Origin of the sequence: Pseudomonas sp. DP-17, assembly GCF_022380625.1 — a bacterium.
GTDB classification, from domain to species: domain Bacteria; phylum Pseudomonadota; class Gammaproteobacteria; order Pseudomonadales; family Pseudomonadaceae; genus Pseudomonas; species Pseudomonas nitroreducens_A.
In genome coordinates this window covers 356,999-372,115 of sequence record NZ_JAKSXG010000010.1, presented here as the reverse complement: position 1 = coordinate 372,115, position 15,117 = coordinate 356,999, and the positions used below count along the sequence as shown (strand labels likewise).

29 protein-coding genes are annotated in these 15,117 nt (G+C 58.1%); all 29 read left to right on the top strand.

Annotated features, from left to right (window positions below; all coding sequences use genetic code 11):
• Positions 1–24 precede the first annotated feature (24 nt).
• Entirely contained in the window at positions 25–1,218 is a 1,194-nt protein-coding gene (gene tuf, locus MJ122_RS18465; protein ID WP_054910987.1) for an elongation factor Tu, read from the top strand.
• A gap of 155 nt (positions 1,219–1,373) precedes the next feature.
• The gene (rpsJ, locus tag MJ122_RS18460; protein WP_003243886.1) at positions 1,374–1,685 is read left to right on the top strand and encodes a 30S ribosomal protein S10; all 312 of its coding nucleotides are present in this window, start codon (positions 1,374–1,376) and stop codon (positions 1,683–1,685) included.
• A gap of 82 nt (positions 1,686–1,767) precedes the next feature.
• Positions 1,768–2,403: a 50S ribosomal protein L3 gene (gene rplC, locus MJ122_RS18455; protein ID WP_017521905.1), complete on the top strand. Its 636-nt coding sequence runs from the start codon at positions 1,768–1,770 to the stop codon at positions 2,401–2,403.
• 14 nt (positions 2,404–2,417) lie between these two features.
• The gene (gene rplD / locus MJ122_RS18450) at positions 2,418–3,020 is read left to right on the top strand and encodes a 50S ribosomal protein L4 (RefSeq protein ID WP_017521904.1); all 603 of its coding nucleotides are present in this window, start codon (positions 2,418–2,420) and stop codon (positions 3,018–3,020) included.
• Positions 3,017–3,316: a 50S ribosomal protein L23 gene (gene rplW, locus MJ122_RS18445; RefSeq protein WP_015475322.1), complete on the top strand. Its 300-nt coding sequence runs from the start codon at positions 3,017–3,019 to the stop codon at positions 3,314–3,316. Before rplD ends, rplW begins: the two co-directional genes overlap by 4 nt.
• An 11-nt stretch (positions 3,317–3,327) precedes the next feature.
• On the top strand, positions 3,328–4,149 hold the full coding sequence (gene rplB / locus MJ122_RS18440) for a 50S ribosomal protein L2 (protein WP_024767388.1): 822 nt from the start codon (positions 3,328–3,330) through the stop codon (positions 4,147–4,149).
• 16 nt (positions 4,150–4,165) lie between these two features.
• On the top strand, positions 4,166–4,441 hold the full coding sequence (rpsS, locus tag MJ122_RS18435; protein WP_017521902.1) for a 30S ribosomal protein S19: 276 nt from the start codon (positions 4,166–4,168) through the stop codon (positions 4,439–4,441).
• A 12-nt stretch (positions 4,442–4,453) separates the two neighbouring features.
• The gene (gene rplV / locus MJ122_RS18430) at positions 4,454–4,786 is read left to right on the top strand and encodes a 50S ribosomal protein L22 (RefSeq protein WP_015475325.1); all 333 of its coding nucleotides are present in this window, start codon (positions 4,454–4,456) and stop codon (positions 4,784–4,786) included.
• A 13-nt stretch (positions 4,787–4,799) separates the two neighbouring features.
• Positions 4,800–5,486, top strand: a complete 687-nt coding sequence (gene rpsC / locus MJ122_RS18425) for a 30S ribosomal protein S3 (RefSeq protein WP_015475326.1) — start codon at positions 4,800–4,802, stop codon at positions 5,484–5,486.
• Positions 5,487–5,497: 11 nt separating this feature from the next.
• Positions 5,498–5,911 carry a 50S ribosomal protein L16 gene (gene rplP, locus MJ122_RS18420; RefSeq protein WP_009617163.1) on the top strand — a complete coding sequence of 138 codons (414 nt, stop codon included), beginning with the start codon at positions 5,498–5,500 and terminating at the stop codon, positions 5,909–5,911.
• The gene (gene rpmC / locus MJ122_RS18415; protein ID WP_003093720.1) at positions 5,911–6,102 is read left to right on the top strand and encodes a 50S ribosomal protein L29; all 192 of its coding nucleotides are present in this window, start codon (positions 5,911–5,913) and stop codon (positions 6,100–6,102) included. Before rplP ends, rpmC begins: the two co-directional genes overlap by 1 nt.
• Before the next feature lie 2 nt (positions 6,103–6,104).
• Positions 6,105–6,371, top strand: a complete 267-nt coding sequence (gene rpsQ / locus MJ122_RS18410; protein WP_009617165.1) for a 30S ribosomal protein S17 — start codon at positions 6,105–6,107, stop codon at positions 6,369–6,371.
• 16 nt (positions 6,372–6,387) lie between these two features.
• Positions 6,388–6,756: a 50S ribosomal protein L14 gene (gene rplN, locus MJ122_RS18405; protein WP_017521901.1), complete on the top strand. Its 369-nt coding sequence runs from the start codon at positions 6,388–6,390 to the stop codon at positions 6,754–6,756.
• A gap of 12 nt (positions 6,757–6,768) precedes the next feature.
• Positions 6,769–7,083: a 50S ribosomal protein L24 gene (gene rplX, locus MJ122_RS18400; RefSeq protein WP_017521900.1), complete on the top strand. Its 315-nt coding sequence runs from the start codon at positions 6,769–6,771 to the stop codon at positions 7,081–7,083.
• A 19-nt stretch (positions 7,084–7,102) separates the two neighbouring features.
• Positions 7,103–7,642 (top strand): 50S ribosomal protein L5, encoded by a 540-nt coding sequence (gene rplE, locus MJ122_RS18395; protein ID WP_017521899.1) that lies wholly within the window; start codon positions 7,103–7,105, stop codon positions 7,640–7,642.
• 13 nt (positions 7,643–7,655) lie between these two features.
• Positions 7,656–7,961, top strand: a complete 306-nt coding sequence (gene rpsN, locus MJ122_RS18390) for a 30S ribosomal protein S14 (protein ID WP_045215313.1) — start codon at positions 7,656–7,658, stop codon at positions 7,959–7,961.
• A gap of 189 nt (positions 7,962–8,150) precedes the next feature.
• Entirely contained in the window at positions 8,151–8,543 is a 393-nt protein-coding gene (gene rpsH, locus MJ122_RS18385) for a 30S ribosomal protein S8 (RefSeq protein WP_015475331.1), read from the top strand.
• Between the two features lie 11 nt (positions 8,544–8,554).
• Complete coding sequence (gene rplF, locus MJ122_RS18380) at positions 8,555–9,088, top strand: 50S ribosomal protein L6 (protein WP_015475332.1); 534 nt, start codon at positions 8,555–8,557, stop codon at positions 9,086–9,088.
• Between the two features lie 10 nt (positions 9,089–9,098).
• Entirely contained in the window at positions 9,099–9,449 is a 351-nt protein-coding gene (rplR, locus tag MJ122_RS18375) for a 50S ribosomal protein L18 (RefSeq protein WP_017521897.1), read from the top strand.
• A gap of 3 nt (positions 9,450–9,452) precedes the next feature.
• Positions 9,453–9,953: a 30S ribosomal protein S5 gene (gene rpsE, locus MJ122_RS18370; RefSeq protein ID WP_009617173.1), complete on the top strand. Its 501-nt coding sequence runs from the start codon at positions 9,453–9,455 to the stop codon at positions 9,951–9,953.
• Between the two features lie 2 nt (positions 9,954–9,955).
• The gene (gene rpmD, locus MJ122_RS18365; RefSeq protein ID WP_009617174.1) at positions 9,956–10,132 is read left to right on the top strand and encodes a 50S ribosomal protein L30; all 177 of its coding nucleotides are present in this window, start codon (positions 9,956–9,958) and stop codon (positions 10,130–10,132) included.
• 3 nt (positions 10,133–10,135) lie between these two features.
• Entirely contained in the window at positions 10,136–10,570 is a 435-nt protein-coding gene (gene rplO, locus MJ122_RS18360; protein ID WP_088421636.1) for a 50S ribosomal protein L15, read from the top strand.
• Positions 10,571–11,902, top strand: a complete 1,332-nt coding sequence (gene secY, locus MJ122_RS18355) for a preprotein translocase subunit SecY (RefSeq protein WP_017521895.1) — start codon at positions 10,571–10,573, stop codon at positions 11,900–11,902.
• A gap of 24 nt (positions 11,903–11,926) precedes the next feature.
• On the top strand, positions 11,927–12,043 hold the full coding sequence (gene rpmJ / locus MJ122_RS18350) for a 50S ribosomal protein L36 (RefSeq protein WP_014854209.1): 117 nt from the start codon (positions 11,927–11,929) through the stop codon (positions 12,041–12,043).
• Between the two features lie 130 nt (positions 12,044–12,173).
• The gene (gene rpsM, locus MJ122_RS18345; protein ID WP_017521894.1) at positions 12,174–12,530 is read left to right on the top strand and encodes a 30S ribosomal protein S13; all 357 of its coding nucleotides are present in this window, start codon (positions 12,174–12,176) and stop codon (positions 12,528–12,530) included.
• An 18-nt stretch (positions 12,531–12,548) separates the two neighbouring features.
• Positions 12,549–12,938 (top strand): 30S ribosomal protein S11, encoded by a 390-nt coding sequence (gene rpsK, locus MJ122_RS18340; RefSeq protein WP_003093689.1) that lies wholly within the window; start codon positions 12,549–12,551, stop codon positions 12,936–12,938.
• A 16-nt stretch (positions 12,939–12,954) separates the two neighbouring features.
• Positions 12,955–13,575, top strand: a complete 621-nt coding sequence (rpsD, locus tag MJ122_RS18335) for a 30S ribosomal protein S4 (protein WP_017521893.1) — start codon at positions 12,955–12,957, stop codon at positions 13,573–13,575.
• Between the two features lie 22 nt (positions 13,576–13,597).
• Positions 13,598–14,599, top strand: coding sequence for a DNA-directed RNA polymerase subunit alpha (rpoA, locus tag MJ122_RS18330; RefSeq protein ID WP_009617182.1), 1,002 nt, complete (start codon positions 13,598–13,600; stop codon positions 14,597–14,599).
• A 43-nt stretch (positions 14,600–14,642) separates the two neighbouring features.
• On the top strand, positions 14,643–15,032 hold the full coding sequence (gene rplQ / locus MJ122_RS18325) for a 50S ribosomal protein L17 (RefSeq protein WP_015475338.1): 390 nt from the start codon (positions 14,643–14,645) through the stop codon (positions 15,030–15,032).
• Positions 15,033–15,117: the final 85 nt, after the last annotated feature.

Here is a 15,117-nt window from a genome sequence, read left to right as displayed (position 1 = left end):
CTCTTTTAGTAAGAGGTTACTCTCGTGGCTAAAGAAAAATTTGAACGTAACAAACCGCACGTCAACGTCGGCACCATCGGTCACGTTGACCACGGCAAAACCACTCTGACCGCTGCTCTGACCAAGGTCTGCTCCGAGACCTGGGGTGGCTCCGCTCGCGCTTTCGACCAGATCGACAACGCGCCGGAAGAGAAGGCTCGTGGTATCACCATCAACACCTCTCACGTTGAATACGACTCGCCGGTACGCCACTACGCTCACGTAGACTGCCCGGGCCACGCCGACTACGTGAAGAACATGATCACCGGTGCTGCCCAGATGGACGGCGCGATCCTGGTTTGCTCGGCTGCTGACGGCCCCATGCCGCAGACCCGCGAGCACATCCTGCTGTCCCGTCAGGTAGGCGTTCCCTACATCGTCGTGTTCCTGAACAAGGCCGACATGGTTGACGACGCCGAGCTGCTGGAACTGGTCGAAATGGAAGTTCGCGATCTGCTGAACACCTACGACTTCCCGGGCGACGACACCCCGATCGTGATCGGTTCCGCTCTGATGGCCCTGAACGGCCAGGACGACAACGAGATGGGCGTTTCCGCCGTGCGCAAGCTGGTAGAAACCCTGGACTCGTACATCCCCGAGCCCGAGCGTGCCATCGACAAGCCGTTCCTGATGCCGATCGAAGACGTGTTCTCGATCTCCGGTCGCGGCACCGTGGTAACCGGCCGTGTTGAGCGTGGCATCGTCAAGATCCAGGAAGAAGTGGAAATCGTCGGCATCAAGGCGACCACCAAGACTACTTGCACCGGCGTTGAAATGTTCCGCAAGCTGCTCGACGAAGGTCGTGCTGGTGAGAACGTCGGCGTTCTGCTGCGTGGCACCAAGCGTGAAGACGTAGAGCGTGGCCAGGTTCTGGCCAAGCCGGGCACCATCAAGCCGCACACCAAGTTCGAGTGCGAAGTGTACGTGCTGTCCAAGGAAGAAGGTGGTCGTCACACCCCGTTCTTCAAAGGCTACCGTCCGCAGTTCTACTTCCGTACCACTGACGTAACCGGCAACTGCGAACTGCCGGAAGGCGTTGAGATGGTAATGCCGGGCGACAACGTGAAAATGGTTGTCACCCTGATCGCTCCGATCGCCATGGAAGATGGCCTGCGCTTCGCGATTCGCGAAGGCGGCCGTACCGTTGGCGCCGGCGTGGTTGCCAAGATCATCGAGTAATCGCTGATCCGCTCCAGAAAAAGGGACCCCTCGGGGTCCCTTTTTCGTTGAGTTGGTTAAATATTGACACCCCCCAGGCGCATCCGTACAATTGCGCCTCCTTTTAACGGGCGGAGTCCGTCCGTTGGGAATGGCAACTTGGAGTCTGAGGTCAAATGCAAAATCAACAAATCCGTATTCGGTTGAAGGCTTTTGACCATCGCCTGATCGACCAATCTACCCAGGAAATCGTGGAAACCGCGAAACGTACTGGCGCTCAGGTGCGTGGTCCGATTCCTCTGCCGACCCGCAAGGAACGTTACACCGTGCTGATTTCCCCGCACGTCAACAAGGACGCTCGTGACCAGTACGAAATTCGTACCCACAAGCGTGTTCTCGACATCGTTCAGCCGACCGACAAAACCGTCGACGCGCTGATGAAGCTCGACCTTGCTGCTGGCGTCGAAGTACAGATCAGCCTCGGCTAATGCCTTCGGCATTGGTCGTGTAACGCTCTGAAATGGGCGGCCATAGCGGGTGAAAGCCCCGTACACTAAAGAGGTTCTAAAGATGACAATTGGTGTTGTCGGTCGTAAGTGCGGCATGACCCGCATCTTCACCGAAGATGGTGTCTCTATTCCGGTTACGGTCATTGAAGTCGAGCCGAATCGCGTCACCCAGTTCAAAAACGAAGAAAGCGATGGCTATCGCGCCGTGCAGGTAACTGCTGGTGAGCGCCGTGCTTCTCGCGTGACCAAGGCGCAAGCCGGTCACTTTGCCAAGGCGAATGTCGCCGCCGGTCGCGGCGTGTGGGAATTCCGTCTGGGTGAAGAGGAGTTCAAGGCAGGCGATTCCATCTCTGTCGACCTGTTCCAGGCCGGTCAGCTGGTAGACGTTACTGGCGAGTCCAAGGGTAAAGGCTTCGCCGGTACCATCAAGCGCTGGAACTTCCGTGGCCAAGATAACACCCACGGTAACTCCGTTTCCCACCGCGTCCCGGGTTCCATCGGCCAGTGCCAGACTCCTGGTCGAGTGTTCAAGGGCAAGAAAATGTCCGGCCACCTGGGTGCTGAGCGTGTAACCGTTCAATCCCTGGAAGTCGTACGTGTCGATGCAGAGCGCAATCTGCTGCTGGTCAAAGGTGCCGTTCCCGGTGCTACCGGTGGTGATGTGCTGGTGCGTCCGGCAGCCAAGGCTCGCGGTTAAGAGAGGAAGCTGAGATGCAACTGAATGTAAATGGCGCTCAGGCGATCGAGGTTTCCGAGCGTACCTTTGGCAGCGAATTCAACGAGACCCTGGTTCACCAGGCAGTCGTCGCCTACATGGCTGGCGGCCGTCAGGGCACCAAGGCTCAGAAGACTCGTTCCGAAGTCTCCGGTGGTGGCAAGAAGCCGTGGCGTCAGAAGGGCACCGGTCGTGCTCGTGCTGGCACCATCCGTAGCCCCATCTGGCGTGGCGGCGGCGCGACCTTCGCAGCCAAGCCCCAGGATCACTCCCAGAAGCTCAACAAGAAGATGTACCGCGCAGCACTGCGCTCCATCCTCTCCGAGCTGGTTCGTCTGGATCGTCTGGTTGTCGTTGCCGACTTCGCTGTCGATGCACCGAAGACCAAGGGTCTGGTCAGCAAGCTGGAAGGCCTGGGCCTGAAAGATGTACTGATCGTCACCGAAGGCGTCGATGAGAACCTGTACCTGGCAGCTCGCAACCTGGCCCACGTCGATGTACGTGACGTCCAGGCTTCCGATCCGGTCAGCCTCATCGCCTACGACAAGGTGCTCGTCACCGTGTCCGCCGTGAAGAAGTTCGAGGAGCTGCTGGCATGAACCAGGAACGCGTATTCAAAGTGCTGCTGGGCCCGCATATCTCCGAGAAGGCCACTGGCCTGGCGGACGGCAACAGCCAATTCGTTTTCAAGGTTGCCACTGATGCAACCAAGCTGGAAATCAAGAAGGCCGTAGAAAGCCTGTTCGGCGTGAAAGTGCGTCGCGTCACCACCCTGAATGTTCAGGGCAAGACCAAGCGTACCGTTCGCGGCCTGGGCAAGCGTAACGACTGGAAAAAAGCGTACATCGCTCTCCAGCCGGGCCAGGATCTCGATTTCGCAGCTGGCGCTGAGTAAAGGGGTGCATCATGGCAATCGTTAAATGCAAACCGACTTCCGCTGGTCGTCGTTTCGTCGTCAAGGTAGTGAACCAGGACCTGCACAAAGGTGCTCCGTTCGCTCCCCTGCTCGAGAAGAAGTCCAAGTCGGGCGGCCGTAACAACAACGGTCGTATCACCACCCGTCATATCGGTGGTGGCCACAAGCAGCACTATCGTCTGGTCGACTTCCGTCGCAACAAGGATGGCATTCCTGCCATCGTTGAACGCGTCGAATACGATCCGAACCGTACTGCTCACATCGCTCTGCTGAAATACGCGGACGGCGAGCGTCGTTACATCATCGCCCCCAAAGGCGTGGTGGCTGGCGATCAACTGATCTCCGGTATCGGCGCTCCGATCAAGGCCGGCAACAACATGCCGCTGCGCAACATCCCGGTGGGTAGCACCATCCACGGTATCGAACTGAAGCCTGGCAAAGGCGCTCAGATCGCTCGCTCCGCTGGCGCTTCGGCTCAGCTGGTTGCCCGTGAAGGTGCATACGTAACCGTACGTCTGCGTTCCGGTGAGATGCGCAAAGTCCTGGCTGACTGCCGTGCGACCCTGGGTGAAGTCTCGAACTCCGAGCACAGCCTGCGTTCGCTGGGTAAAGCTGGTGCCAAGCGCTGGCGTGGCGTTCGCCCGACCGTTCGTGGTGTTGCCATGAACCCGGTCGACCACCCGCATGGTGGTGGTGAAGGTCGTACCTCTGCTGGTCGTCATCCGGTATCGCCGTGGGGTCTTCAGACCAAGGGTAAGAAGACTCGCGCGAACAAGCGTACCGACAACATGATCGTCCGTCGCCGCAAGTAAATAGAGGGATACGACAGTGCCACGTTCTCTGAAAAAAGGTCCTTTTATCGATCTTCACCTGCTGAAGAAGATCGAAGTGGCGGTAGAAAAGAACGACCGCAAGCCGATCAAGACCTGGTCGCGCCGTTCTATGATCATGCCGCACATGGTTGGTCTGACCATCGCTGTCCACAACGGCCGTCAACACGTGCCGGTTCTGGTCAACGAAGACATGGTCGGTCACAAACTCGGCGAGTTCGCTGCTACCCGCACTTATCGTGGGCACGCTGCGGACAAGAAAGCCAAGCGTTAAGGGGTAAGGAAGATGGAAGTAGCCGCTAAGCTCTCGGGCGCTCGTATCTCCGCCCAGAAAGCCCGCTTGGTCGCCGACCAGATCCGCGGGAAGAAGGTGGGCGACGCGCTCAACCTCCTGGCTTTCAGCAACAAGAAAGCCGCCGAGATCATGAAGAAAGTGCTGGAGTCGGCCGTTGCCAACGCCGAGCACAACGAAGGCGCCGATGTAGACGATCTCAAAGTCTCCACCGTCTTCGTCAACGAAGGTCGTTCGCTCAAGCGCATCATGCCGCGTGCCAAAGGCCGTGCTGATCGCATCGTCAAGCGGTCTTGCCATATCACTGTCAAGGTTGCGGACAAGTAACGGAGTCGATCAGATGGGTCAGAAAGTACATCCCAATGGCATCCGCCTGGGTATCGTCAAGGAGCACACCTCCGTTTGGTACGCAGATAAGCGCACTTACGCCGATTATCTGTTCGCCGACCTGAAGGTACGTGAGTATCTCCAAGACAAACTAAAAAGCGCGTCCGTAAGCCGTATCGATATCCATCGCCCGGCTCAGACTGCACGTATCACCATCCACACCGCTCGTCCCGGCATCGTGATCGGCAAGAAAGGTGAAGATGTTGAGAAGCTGCGTCAGGACCTGACCAAGCAAATGGGTGTGCCCGTGCACATCAACATCGAAGAGATCCGCAAGCCGGAACTCGACGGTATGCTGGTTGCGCAAAGCGTAGCTCAGCAGCTGGAGCGTCGCGTTATGTTCCGTCGCGCCATGAAGCGCGCTGTACAGAACGCCATGCGCATTGGTGCCAAAGGCATCAAGATCCAGGTAAGCGGTCGTCTGGGCGGCGCTGAAATCGCTCGTACCGAATGGTATCGCGAAGGTCGTGTGCCCCTGCACACCCTGCGTGCCGACATCGACTATGCAACCTACGAAGCGCACACCACCTACGGTGTGATCGGTGTGAAGGTTTGGATCTTCAAGGGCGAGGTCATTGGTGGCCGCCAGGAAGAGCTGAAGCCTGTAGCGCCCGCTCCTCGTAAAAAAGCTGCTAAGTAAGGAGTACGCAAATGCTGCAACCCAAGCGTACGAAGTTCCGCAAGCAAATGACCGGTCACAACCGTGGCCTGGCTCATCGCGGTTCCAAAGTCAGCTTCGGCGAGTTCGCCCTCAAGGCAACCAGCCGTGGCCGTCTCACTGCACGTCAGATCGAGTCCGCGCGTCGTGCGCTGACCCGTCACGTAAAACGTGGCGGCAAGATCTGGATCCGTGTATTCCCCGACAAGCCGGTTACCAAGAAGCCCCTGGAAGTACGTATGGGTAAAGGTAAGGGCGGCGTCGAGTACTGGGTGGCCCAGATTCAACCGGGCAAGGTCCTGTACGAGATCGAGGGTGTATCCGAAGAGCTGGCGCGTGAGGCATTCGCCCTGGCTGCTGCAAAGCTGCCGCTCGCCACCTCCTTTGTTAAGCGGACGGTGATGTGATGAAAGCGAATGAACTTCGTGAAAAATCCGTTGAGCAGCTGAACGAGCAACTGCTCGGCCTGCTGCGCGACCAGTTCAATCTGCGCATGCAGAAAGCAACTGGCCAGTTGGGGCAGTCTCACCTGCTCTCGCAGGTTAAGCGCGACATCGCTCGCGTGAAAACTGTGCTCAACCAGCAAGCAGGTAAGTAATCATGGCTGAAGCTCAGAAAACCGTCCGCACGCTGACTGGCCGCGTCGTCAGCGACAAGATGGACAAGACCGTCACCGTACTGATCGAGCGCCGCGTTAAGCACCCGATCTACGGCAAATACGTGAAGCGTTCGACCAAACTGCACGCACACGACGAAACCAATCAGTGCCGCATTGGTGACCTGGTCACCATTCGCGAGACCCGTCCGCTGGCCAAGACCAAGGCCTGGACCCTGGTTGATATCGTCGAGCGCGCGGTTGAAGTCTAAGGGTCGGAGATAGAAGATGATTCAGACTCAATCCATGCTCGAAGTCGCTGATAACAGCGGCGCGCGTCGCGTAATGTGCATCAAGGTGCTCGGCGGTTCCCACCGCCGTTACGCCGGCATTGGCGACATCATCAAGGTCACCGTCAAGGAAGCAATTCCGCGTGGCAAGGTGAAGAAGGGCCAGGTAATGACTGCCGTGGTCGTTCGCACCAAGCACGGCGTACGTCGTACCGACGGTTCCATCATTCGCTTCGACGGCAACGCCGCCGTCCTGCTGAACAACAAGCAGGAGCCGATCGGCACCCGTATCTTCGGGCCGGTGACTCGTGAACTTCGTACCGAGAAGTTCATGAAGATCGTCTCCCTTGCCCCTGAAGTGCTGTAAGGAGTAGCCGTCATGCAAAAAATTCGTCGTGACGACGAAATCATCGTCATTGCCGGCAAGGACAAGGGCAAGCGTGGCAAAGTGATCAAAGTTCTGGCTGACGACCGTCTGGTCGTTGGTGGTGTGAACCTGGTCAAGCGCCACACCAAGCCCAACCCCATGCTCAACCAGCAAGGCGGGATCGTCGAGAAGGAGGCGCCTCTGCACGTCTCCAACGTCGCCATCTTCAACGCTGAAACCAACAAGGCTGACCGCGTTGGTTTCAAAGTCGAAGACGGTAAGAAGATTCGTGTCTTCAAGTCGACCCAGAAACCGGTTCAGGCTTGAGGGAGCTAGGTAGATCACCATGGCACGATTGAAAGAAATTTATCGGAAGGAAATCGCTCCCAAGCTGAAGCAAGAGCTTCAGCTGGCGAACGTGATGGAAGTTCCGCGCGTTACCAAAATCACCCTGAACATGGGTCTTGGCGAAGCTGTCGGCGACAAGAAAGTCATCGAGAGCGCCGTAGCTGATCTGGAAAAGATCGCGGGTCAGAAGCCGGTCGTGACTTACGCTCGTAAGTCCATCGCTGGCTTCAAGATTCGTGAAGGCTGGCCGATCGGCGTGAAAGTCACCCTGCGTGGCGATCGCATGTACGAGTTCCTGGACCGTCTGCTGTCGATCTCCCTGCCGCGCGTTCGTGACTTCCGCGGTCTGAACGCCAAGTCCTTCGACGGCCGTGGCAACTACAGCATGGGCGTCAAAGAGCAGATCATCTTCCCGGAAATCGATTACGACAAGATCGATGCCCTCCGCGGTATGGATATCACTCTGACCACCACCGCGCGTTCGGATGATGAAGGTCGTGCCCTGCTGCGCGCCTTCAAATTCCCGTTCCGCAACTGATTGGAGTAGGACCATGGCTAAAGAGAGCATGAAGAACCGTGAGCTGAAGCGTCAGCAAACGGTAGCCAAGTACGCCAAAAAGCGTGCCGAGCTGAAAGCGATCATCGCTAATCCGAGCACTTCCGCAGAAGATCGTTGGAATGCCCAGGTCGCCCTGCAGAAGCAACCGCGTGACGCGAGCGCCAGCCGCCTGCGTAACCGTTGCCGCCTGACCGGTCGTCCGCACGGTTACTACCGCAAGTTCGGCCTGAGCCGTAACAAGCTGCGTGAAGCAGCAATGCGCGGTGACGTACCGGGCCTGGTGAAAGCCAGCTGGTAAGTGCTAGACGGAGTCGGCGACGGCTCCGTTGATCGCTTTGCGAACCAAGCCCCCTCGTGGGGCTTGATTCGTTTTTAAGCGATCTCTAGAATACCCGGCTCCCCCGAGTCCGGGTTTTAGTTCGTCCGGCGTTTTGAGGGCGAGTTATGAAGTTGAAGGCTTATCTTTTGTATCAGGAGCATTAAGCCCATGAGTATGCAGGACCCGTTAGCAGACATGCTAACTCGCATCCGTAATGCCCAGATGGCTGAGAAGACCGTCGTGAGCATGCCGTCTTCCAAGCTGAAAGCGGCAGTCGCCAAAGTCCTCAAGGACGAAGGTTACATTGCGGATTTCCAAGTCACTGCCGAGGCCAAGCCTCTGCTGTCGATCGAGCTGAAGTACTTCGAAGGCAAGCCTGTCATCGAGGAAGTGAAGCGAATCAGCCGTCCTGGCCTGCGCCAGTACAAATCCGTAGACCAGCTGCCGAAAGTTCGCGGCGGTTTGGGTGTTTCGATCGTCTCCACCAACAAAGGTGTGATGACTGATCGTGCTGCCCGTGCCGCTGGCGTCGGTGGCGAAGTGCTCTGCACTGTGTTCTAAGGGGAATCAGCATGTCTCGCGTTGCTAAGAACCCCGTCATTCTGCCTGCCGGCGTTGAAATCAAGCTGGCTGGTCAGGAACTTTCGATCAAGGGTGCCAAAGGCGCTCTCGAGCTGAAAGTACATCCGTCCGTCGAAGTCATTCAGGACAACGGTGAGCTGCGTTTCGCTGCGCGTAACGGCGACCAGCAGACCCGTGCCATGGCCGGTACCACCCGCGCTCTGGTCAACAACATGGTAATCGGCGTCAGCCAGGGCTTCGAGCGCAAGCTCCAGCTGGTTGGTGTTGGTTACAAGGCGCAGGCCAAAGGCCAAGTGCTGTCCCTGGCTCTCGGCTTCTCCCACCCGGTTGATTACGAACTGCCTGCCGGCATCGTCGCGGAAACCCCCAGCCAGACCGACATCCTGATCAAGGGTATCGACAAGCAGCTGGTTGGTCAGGTTGCCGCGGAAATCCGCGACTTCCGTCCGCCGGAGCCGTACAAAGGCAAGGGCGTGCGTTACGCCGACGAAGTCGTCCTTCGTAAAGAAGCCAAGAAGAAGTAGGGCATAGCAAATGAGCGTCAAGAAAGAAACCCGTCTGCGCCGCGCTCGCAAGGCTCGCCTGAAGATGCGCGAACTGGAAGCCGTACGCCTCTGCGTGTATCGCTCTTCCCAGCACATCTACGCCCAGGTCATTGCAGCCGATGGTGGCAAGGTCCTGGCCAGCGCCTCGACCCTGGACAAAGAACTGCGCGAAGCTGCCACTGGCAACGTCGACGCAGCCAAGAAAGTTGGTCAACTGGTCGCGGAACGCGCCAAGGCTGCCGGCGTCACTCAGGTGGCGTTCGACCGTTCTGGCTTCAAGTACCACGGTCGTATCAAGGCCCTGGCTGATGCCGCTCGTGAAGGCGGTCTGGAGTTCTAAGTTATGGCAAACAACGATCAAAAGCGCGACGAAGGCTACATCGAGAAGCTGGTTCAAGTGAACCGCGTCGCCAAAACCGTAAAAGGTGGCCGTATCTTCGCCTTCACCGCGCTGACCGTGGTTGGCGATGGCAAGGGCCGTGTTGGCTTCGGTCGTGGCAAGGCGCGTGAAGTGCCGGCCGCTATCCAGAAGGCAATGGAAGCTGCTCGCCGTAACATGATCCAGGTTGATCTGAACGGCACCACCCTGCAGTACCCGACCAAGTCCGCCCATGGCGCCTCCAAGGTGTACATGCAGCCGGCTTCCGAAGGTACCGGCATCATCGCCGGCGGCGCCATGCGTGCTGTCCTGGAAGTGGCCGGTGTGCAGAACGTTCTGGCGAAGTGCTACGGCTCCACCAACCCGGTGAACGTGGTCTACGCAACCTTCAAGGGCCTGAAGAACATGCAGTCCCCTGAGTCGGTAGCGGCCAAGCGTGGCAAGAGCGTCGAGGAGATTCTCTAACCATGGCAACTGTCAAAGTTACCCTGATCAAGAGCCTGAACGGCCGTCTGGCCAATCACAAGGCTTGCGTCAAAGGCCTCGGCCTGCGTCGCATTAATCACACTGTCGAAGTTCAGGACACTCCTGAAAACCGCGGCATGATTAACAAGGCTTACTACCTGCTGCGTGTGGAGGGTTAATCCATGCAACTGAACGATCTGCGTTCCGCGCCGGGTGCCCGTCGCGAAAAGCACCGTCCGGGCCGTGGCATCGGTAGCGGTCTGGGCAAGACCGGTGGCCGTGGTCACAAAGGTCAAACCTCCCGCTCCGGTGGCTCCATTGCTCCGGGCTTCGAGGGTGGTCAGCAGCCGCTGCACCGTCGTCTGCCGAAGTTCGGCTTCAACTCGCTGAAAGCCATGGATCGCGCAGAAGTGCGCACTTCCGAGCTGGCCAAGGTCGAAGGTGATGTCGTAACCGTGCAGTCCCTGAAGGATGCCAACGTGATTAACCAGAACGTACAGCGTGTGAAAGTCATGCTGTCGGGCGAAGTTGCTCGCGCAGTCACCCTGAAAGGCATCGGCGCCACCAAGGGCGCTCGTGCGGCTATCGAAGCAGCTGGCGGCAAAATCGAGGACTAAATGGCTAAGCAAGGTGCTCTCTCTGCGCTGAGCAACGGTGGTGGTTTGTCCGAGCTCTGGGCACGTCTGCGTTTCCTGTTCCTGGCGATCATCGTCTATCGGATCGGCGCGCATATCCCAGTTCCGGGCATCAACCCTGATCGCTTGGCGGCACTGTTCCGGCAGAACGAGGGGACCATTCTTAGCCTCTTCAACATGTTTTCCGGCGGCGCGCTGGAGCGCATGAGTATCTTTGCACTGGGGATCATGCCGTACATCTCGGCATCGATCATCATGCAGCTCATGACCGCTATCAGCCCGCAGCTGGAGCAGTTGAAGAAAGAGGGTGAGTCTGGGCGTCGCAAGATCAGCCAGTACACCCGCTACGCAACTCTCGCCCTGGCACTCGTCCAGGCCATTGGCATGTCCATTGGCCTGGGTAGCCAGGGTGTGGCCTTCTCCAACGACTTCGGCTTCTACTTCGTGTCGGTCACCACCTTCGTGGCGGGTGCACTGTTCATGATGTGGCTGGGTGAGCAGATCACCGAGCGGGGTGTCGGTAACGGCATCTCCATGTTGATCTTCTCCGGTATCGTCGCAGGCCTGCCCCGAGCAATCGGCCAGTCCTTCGAGTCTGCGCGTCAAGGTGACATCAACATCTTCGCCCTGATCGCCATCGGCCTGCTGGCCGTGGCCATCATCGCGTTCGTGGTGTTCATCGAGCGTGGTCAGCGTCGTATCGCCGTGCATTACGCCAAGCGCCAGCAAGGTCGCAAGGTGTTTGCCGCTCAAACGAGCCATCTGCCGCTGAAAGTGAACATGGCGGGTGTCATCCCTGCGATTTTCGCCAGCAGCATCCTGCTGTTCCCTGCATCCCTGGGTGCCTGGTTCGGTCAGTCGGAAGGCCTGGGTTGGCTGCAGGACGTCGCGCAAGCGATCGCGCCTGGTCAGCCGCTGAACATTCTGCTGTTTAGTGCAGGGATCGTTTTCTTCTGCTTCTTCTATACAGCGCTGATGTTCAACCCGAAGGACGTGGCGGAAAACCTCAAGAAGTCCGGTGCATTTATTCCGGGTATTCGTCCGGGTGAACAGTCTGCTCGCTACATCGATGGCGTGCTGACCCGTTTGACCATGTTCGGTGCCCTGTACATGACGGCTGTGTGCCTGCTGCCCCAGTTCCTGGTCGTAGCTGCCCACGTACCGTTCTACCTTGGCGGGACCTCGTTGCTGATCGTGGTCGTGGTTGTGATGGACTTTATGGCTCAAGTACAATCGCACCTCGTTTCTCACCAGTACGAATCCCTCATGAAGAAAGCCAACCTGAAGGGCTATGGCAGCGGTCTGCTGCGCTGATCCGTAAGGTTCGAGGAGTCACTGATGAAAGTTCGTGCATCGGTTAAGAAGCTGTGCCGTAACTGCAAGATCGTCCGTCGCGAAGGCGTCGTTCGTGTGATCTGCAGCGCGGAGCCGCGTCACAAGCAGCGCCAAGGCTGAGTGTGAATCACGCGTTATAACCCGGCAGCTAGTGTGCTGCCGGGTTGATTATTTGTTTTTACAGCGCTAATATCCGCGCCCTTTCTTGGCTCCCTGGGCGCCGGGTAGCTGTCAATTGGAGTTTTTCTGAATGGCCCGTATTGCAGGCGTAAACATTCCGGATAACAAGCACACTGTTATCTCGCTGACCTACATCTATGGTGTTGGTCGCACTACCGCACAGAGCATCTGTGCAGCCACCGGCATCAGCCCGGCTGCAAAGATCAAGGACCTGAGCGAAGAGCAGATTGATTCGCTGCGTACCGAGGTGGCCAAGCTGACCACCGAAGGTGACCTGCGCCGCGAAATCAACATGAACATCAAGCGTCTGATGGACCTCGGTTGCTACCGCGGTCTGCGTCATCGTCGTGGTCTGCCGGTTCGCGGTCAGCGCACCAAGACCAACGCGCGCACCCGTAAGGGCCCGCGTAAGCCGATCCGCAAGTAATCGCTTAGGAATCTAGTCATGGCAAAACCTGCTGCTCGTCCTCGCAAGAAAGTCAAAAAGACGGTGGTCGACGGGATCGCGCACATCCACGCGTCCTTCAACAACACCATCGTTACCATCACTGATCGTCAGGGCAACGCGCTGTCCTGGGCCACCTCTGGTGGTTCGGGCTTCCGTGGCTCGCGTAAGAGCACCCCGTTCGCTGCCCAGGTAGCGGCCGAGCGTGCCGGCCAGGCTGCTCTGGAATACGGTCTGAAGAACCTTGACGTCAACGTCAAAGGCCCGGGCCCGGGCCGCGAGTCGGCTGTTCGTGCGCTGAATGCCTGCGGTTACAAGATCGCCAGCATCACCGACGTAACCCCGATCCCGCATAACGGCTGCCGTCCGCCGAAAAAGCGTCGCGTGTAATAGGAGACAGTGAGAAATGGCTCGTTACATTGGTCCCAAGTGCAAACTGTCCCGCCGCGAAGGCACTGATCTTTTCCTGAAGAGCGGCGTTCGTGCCCTCGACTCGAAATGCAAGGCAGAACAAGTTCCCGGTCAGCACGGCCAGCGCCGTGGTCGTCTGTCCGACTACGGTCTGCAGCTGCGCGAGAAGCAAAAAGTCCGTCGTATCTACGGCGTCCTCGAGCGTCAATTCCGTGGCTACTATCAGGAAGCGTCCCGTCGCAAGGGCTCCACAGGTGAAAACCTGCTGCAGCTGCTTGAGTGCCGCCTGGACAACGTCGTCTACCGTATGGGCTTCGGTTCCACTCGTTCCGAATCCCGCCAGCTGGTGTCCCACAAGACCATCAGCGTCAACGGTCAGACCGTAAACGTACCGTCCTACCAGGTCAAAGCTGGTGATGTGGTTGCTGTTCGCGAGAAATCGAAGAACCAGCTGCGTATCGCCCAAGCTCTGGACCTGTGCGCCCAGCGCGGTCGCGTTGAGTGGGTCGAAGTGGACACCGACAAGAAAGCTGGCACCTTCAAAAGTGTCCCGGCTCGTGCCGATCTGTCCGCCGACATCAACGAAAACCTGATTGTCGAGCTCTACTCCAAGTAAGGGCTAGAAAATAGGTGCATCCATGCAGAGTTCGGTAAATGAGTTCCTGACCCCCCGCCACATCGATGTGCAGGTGGTCAGCCAAACCCGCGCCAAGATCACTCTCGAGCCTCTCGAGCGTGGTTTCGGCCATACCCTGGGCAACGCGCTGCGTCGCATCCTGTTGTCCTCCATGCCTGGCTGTGCAGTAGTCGAGGCCGAGATCGACGGCGTACTCCACGAGTACTCCGCCATCGAAGGTGTGCAGGAAGACGTCATCGAGATCCTGCTCAACCTGAAAGGCCTGGCCATCAAGCTGCACGGCCGTGACGAAGTGACGCTGACCCTGGCGAAAAAGGGCTCGGGTGTGGTGACCGCTGCCGATATTCAGCTGGATCATGATGTCGAGATCGTCAACGGTGACCATGTTATCGCCCACCTGGCCGATAACGGCGCGCTGAACATGAAGCTGAAAGTCGCTCGTGGCCGTGGCTACGAGCCGGCTGATGCCCGTTCGAGCGATGAAGACGAAAGCCGCAGCATTGGCCGTCTTCAGCTCGACGCTTCGTTCAGCCCCGTACGTCGTGTTGCCTACGTGGTCGAGAACGCCCGTGTCGAACAGCGTACCAACCTGGACAAGCTGGTCCTTGATCTGGAAACCAACGGCACCCTGGACCCTGAAGAGGCTATCCGTCGCGCCGCTACCATCCTGCAACAGCAGCTGGCAGCGTTCGTGGACCTCAAAGGCGATAGCGAACCCGTCGTTGAAGAGCAGGAAGACGAGATCGATCCGATCCTGCTGCGTCCGGTCGATGACCTTGAGCTGACCGTCCGTTCGGCCAACTGCCTGAAGGCAGAGAACATCTACTACATCGGTGACCTGATTCAGCGCACCGAAGTAGAGCTGCTCAAAACGCCGAACCTGGGCAAGAAGTCCCTGACCGAAATCAAGGACGTTCTGGCCTCTCGCGGTCTGTCCCTCGGTATGCGCCTCGACAACTGGCCGCCGGCAAGTCTCAAGAAAGACGACAAGGCTACTGCCTGATCGTCGTAGCTACCGAACGTAAAGTTTGGAAAGGAATTGAACCATGCGCCATCGTAAAAGTGGTCGTCACCTGAGCCGCACCAGCGCGCACCGCAAGGCTATGTTCCAGAACATGGCTGTGTCGCTCTTCGAACACGAACTGATCAAAACCACCCTGCCCAAGGCCAAGGAACTGCGTCGCGTTGCCGAGCCGCTGATCACCCTGGCTAAAGTGGATAGCGTTGCCAACCGTCGTCTCGCTTTCGACCGTACCCGTTCGAAAGAAGCCGTAGGCAAGCTGTTCAACGAACTGGGCAAGCGCTACGCCAACCGTCCGGGCGGCTACCTGCGCATCCTGAAGTGCGGCTTCCGTGCCGGCGACAATGCCCCCATGGCATACGTCGAACTGATTGACCGCGCTGTTGGCGGCCAAGCAGTAGAAGCTGCAGAGTAAGGCTCACGCCTTGATAAGAAACCGGGCCCTGTGCCCGGTTTTTTATCACCTGTTGAAAAGTTTTCTCTATCGATCAGCTCAAATC